Consider the following 4,115-nt stretch of genomic DNA (forward strand, 5'->3'; position numbering starts at 1 on the left):
GGTTGATCCATATCGACGCCCACTGCGACACCAGTGGCCTGTTCGACATGACCAAGTTCCACCATGGCGGCCCGTTCCGCAACGCGGTGCTTGACGGCGTGCTCGACCCGACGCGCACGATCCAGATCGGCATCCGCGGCTCGGCCGAATATCTGTGGGAGTTCACCTACGAGTCCGGCATGACCGTGGTGCATGCCGAGGAGGTGACCGGTCTCGGCATTCCGGCCATCATCGAGAAGGCGCGCAGAATAGTCGGCGACGGCCCGACCTATGTGTCCTTCGATATCGACAGCGTCGACCCGGCCTTCGCGCCGGGCACCGGCACGCCGGAAGTTGGCGGGCTGACGACGCGCGAAGTGCTCGAACTGCTGCGCGGCCTCAAGGGTCTCAACATCGTCGGCGGCGACGTCGTCGAGGTGGCGCCGCAATATGACGCGACCACCAACACGGCGCACGCCGCCGCACAGGTGCTGTTCGAGATATTGAGCCTGATGGTGTTCAGCCCGGCTGTCACCGGCAAGGGATCCTGACCTCTACCAATCCGAACGAAGGCGGCCGCCGCGCTGGAGCCGGCGGCCGTATCCAACAAACAAGCGTCCAGACAGGGGAATAACAATGACAATCCGCAAGACATTTGCCTCCATCGCCGCCGTGCTGATGCTTGGCACCGCCGGTTTCGGCTTCGCCACACAAGCCGCAAGCGCCGATGCGCTGGCGGACATCACCAAGGCCGGCACCATCAATGTCGGCGTCTTCGCCGATTTCCCGCCCTTCTCCTCGGCCAGCGCCGACATGAGCCTCAAGGGCTATGACATGGATGTCGCGCAATACATTGCCGATACGCTCAAGGTGAAGCTCAACCCCATCGCCGTCACCGGCCAGAACCGCATCCCGTATCTGAACGACAAGCGCGTCGACATCCTGATGAGCGTCGGCTACTCGAAGGAACGCGAACAGGTCATCGACTTCGCCGCCGCGTACGCGCCCTACTACATCGCCGTGATCGGTCCGGCGGCTCTGACGGTCAAGGGCAAGGAAGACCTCGCCGACAAGTCGATCGCCGTCAATCGTGGCACGCTGGAAGATACCTCGCTCACCGAGGCAGCACCGGCGTCGGCCGACATCAAGCGCTTCGACAACTACAATTCGGTGATCCAGGCCTTCATCTCCGGCCAGACGCAGCTGATGGTCGTCGGCAACGATGTCGGCGCGCAGGTGCTGGCCAAGCAGGACGCACTGAAGCCGGAGCAGAAGTTCCAGCTTCTGACCTCGCCCTCGCATATCGGCCTCAACAAGAATGAGGACGGCCTGAAGAAGGCGGTCAACGATGCCATCGCCAAGATGCTGGCCGACGGCAAGCTGGATGAAAGCTCGAAAACCTGGCTGAAGACGCCGCTCAATCCCGAAAACCTCAAGGATTGAGTTTCCGTGGCCTTTGCCTGGCTCCCGGGTGCTCTGGGCGACATCGCGCACGGCGCGGCCACGACGATCCTGCTGATCGCCGTGACCACGCTGGCCGGAACGCTGCTCAGCATCCTGGGTGCCGCGGGGCGACGAAACGGCCCGGTTCTGCTCAAGCGGGCAATCGCCTGTTACGTCGAGGTGATGCGCAACACGCCGTTCCTGGTGCAGCTGTTCTTCATCTTTTTCGGGCTGCCCAGCCTCGGCATCCGGCTCGACCCGCTCCTGGCCGCCATGCTGGCGATGACGCTCAACATGGCGGCCTACACGATCGAGATCGTCGGCGCCGGGCTTGACGCCGTGCCCGGCGGACAGACAGAAGCAGCGCTCGCGCTTGGGCTGCGGCCCCGCCAGGTGTTCATCAAGATCGTGCTGCCGCAGGCGCTCAAGGTGATCTTTCCGGCGCTGACCAGCCAGATCGTCATCATGATGCTGGAGTCGGCCGTGGTGTCGCAGATCGCCGTGCGTGAACTGACCTACGAGGCCGACATGCTGCAGGCGCGCACCTTCCGCTCCTTCGAGACCTATTTCGTCGTGACGCTGGTCTATCTCGCTCTGTCGATGGCCTTGCGCCGGCTGCTGGTGTCAGGCGGGCGCCGTGCGCTCGGAGCCGGCGTATCATGATCGAGTTCACCTCCTGGGACATCGTGCGCAACCTGCTGCTCGCCGCCCGCTGGACGGTGCTGCTATCGCTGGCCGCCTTCATCGGCGGCGGCATCGTCGGCCTGGTCGTGCTATTCTTCAGGATCGCCAAAAACAAGTGGAGCAGGCGCATAGCCTCGGGCTACATCGCCCTGTTCCAGGGAACGCCGCTCTTGATGCAGCTGTTCCTGATGTTCTTCGGGCTGCCGATGCTCGGCCTGCGCATCGAACCGTGGACGGCGGCGGCGCTCGGCCTCACCTTCTTCGCCAGCGCCTATCTCGCCGAAATCTGGCGCTCCGGCGTCGCGGCGCTACCCCTGGGGCAATGGGACGCCGGCGCAAGCCTTGGCCTGCACTATCTGCAGGAGCTGAGGCTGATCATCCTGCCGCAGGCCTTTTCGATCACCCGCGCACCCACCGTCGGCTTCCTGGTTCAGCTGATCAAATCGACCGCGCTCACTTCGATCATCGGCTTCGAGGAGCTGGTGCGGACCTCCAACGCCATCAACAATGCGACCTTCGAACCGTTCAAGGTCTACGGGCTGGTGGCTCTGATCTTCTTCGTCATGTGCTTTCCGCTGACGCAATACGCCCGCAGGCTCGAGAAACAGGCGGCTGCTCGCTGACGCGCCAAGGCAGCGCTCGATTTCAGGCCGGCAGCCCAAGCTGCTTGCGCAGGCTCTTGTCGAATGCGGACGCGGGGACGAAACGACGCAGGAAACTGACCTGGCGCGCCATTTTTCCCGCCGCATAGCGTTTCTTCGGCGCAGGATCGGTCGCCGCGGCCAAAACGGTGCTGGCGACCACTTCGGGCGCATCGCCTTTTTCCATCGATTTCCGCACGGATACAGTCATCCCGGCACGCGCGGAGTCGTAGATTTCGAGCGACCGGTCGGGGGCGGCAAGATTGTCCTCGAATGCCGTGCGGGTATAGGCGGGCTCCACCAGCGAAACGCGGATGCCGAACGGGCGCAATTCGTGATCGAGCGACTCCGAATAACCCTCGATGGCATGTTTGGTCGCCGAGTAGAGTGCGAAATAGGGAGCGGGGATGAGCCCCTGCACCGAACTCAAATTCACGATTCTGCCCTTCCCTTGGCGCCGCATTGCCGGCAGCACCGCGTTGGTCACACGCAAGACGCCGAAGACGTTCACGTCGAACAGCACCTTAGCCTGGGCGGTCGAGGACTCCTCTGCGCCGCCAAACAGGCCCATGCCGGCATTGTTGACAAGCAGGTCGATGCGTCCGGCCTTGGCCAGAACGTCATCGACCATTGTCGCAACGGACGCGTCGTCGGTCACGTCGCAGGTCAGCATGGTAACGCCGGCGGATGGCCGGGAGGCCGCGCGACGGCTGGTTCCGAAGACGCGAAAGCCGGCGCCTAGCAAGGCATCGGCGGTAGCGCGCCCGATGCCGGAAGATGCCCCTGTGACCAGGGCGACGCCAGGGTTGGTCTTGTTCATGGAAATCATATCCTTCTTTGCGTTGGATCGGATTGGGAAAAGCATGAGAGGCCGGGGCAAAGGGCGTTGGTCATGACTGCGTCTGGCCACCGGTTAGTTCCAGCGTCTGAACAGGGCGCTGGCATTCACGCCGCCAAAGCCGAAGCCATTGGAGATCGCGTACTCCATCTCCATGGGCCGGGGCGCGTTTGCGACGAAGTCGATTCCGTCGCCGGCCGGATCGGCCTCGCCAAGGTTGAGGGTTGGCGGGGCGACCTGATCCCTGAGCGCCAGGATTGCGAAGATCGCACCAAGCCCGCCGGCCGCTCCGAGCAAATGTCCGGTCGCCGATTTCGTGGCGCTGACAGCTATCGCGAAATCGCGCCCGAACACGCTCTTGATCGCTTCGATCTCACCCAGGTCGCCGACTGACGTTGATGTCGCATGCGCATTGAGATGACGAACCTCGCGTGGCGAAATCCCTGCATGGGCAATCGCGATCTGCATGGCCCGGCGCGCGCCGTCGCCGTCCTCTGGTCCGGAGGTGACGTGGTGGGCATCGGCGGTTG

The 4,115-nt window shown here is 63.5% G+C and carries 5 protein-coding genes and 1 pseudogene; 4 read left to right on the forward strand and 2 right to left on the reverse strand.

The genetic code is table 11. The annotated features are described in order from the left end of the window. The 4 genes from EN906_RS25285 to EN906_RS25300 form a co-directional block, all read left to right on the forward strand. A partial coding sequence (locus tag EN906_RS25285; RefSeq protein ID WP_206529164.1) for an arginase family protein occupies positions 1-530 on the forward strand: 530 nt, incomplete at its 5' end. Positions 531-615: 85 nt separating this feature from the next. After that, complete coding sequence (locus EN906_RS25290) at positions 616-1,422, forward strand: transporter substrate-binding domain-containing protein (RefSeq protein ID WP_127269241.1); 807 nt, start codon at positions 616-618, stop codon at positions 1,420-1,422. 6 nt (positions 1,423-1,428) lie between these two features. Continuing rightward, positions 1,429-2,085: an amino acid ABC transporter permease gene (locus tag EN906_RS25295; protein WP_127269242.1), complete on the forward strand. Its 657-nt coding sequence runs from the start codon at positions 1,429-1,431 to the stop codon at positions 2,083-2,085. Continuing rightward, the gene (locus tag EN906_RS25300) at positions 2,082-2,729 is read left to right on the forward strand and encodes an amino acid ABC transporter permease (RefSeq protein WP_127269243.1); all 648 of its coding nucleotides are present in this window, start codon (positions 2,082-2,084) and stop codon (positions 2,727-2,729) included. Before EN906_RS25295 ends, EN906_RS25300 begins: the two co-directional genes overlap by 4 nt. Positions 2,730-2,751: 22 nt before the next feature. On the opposite strand, the gene EN906_RS25305 is transcribed toward EN906_RS25300, so the two are convergent. Then, a complete protein-coding gene (locus tag EN906_RS25305; RefSeq protein WP_127269244.1) occupies positions 2,752-3,567 on the reverse strand; it encodes an oxidoreductase in 816 nt (271 codons plus the stop codon). Between the two features lie 93 nt (positions 3,568-3,660). Then, positions 3,661-4,115: pseudogene (locus EN906_RS25310) on the reverse strand (beta-ketoacyl-[acyl-carrier-protein] synthase II); the annotation flags it as partial.

It is taken from the genome of Mesorhizobium sp. M7A.F.Ca.CA.004.06.1.1 (genome assembly GCF_003999135.1).
GTDB lineage: Bacteria > Pseudomonadota > Alphaproteobacteria > Rhizobiales > Rhizobiaceae > Mesorhizobium.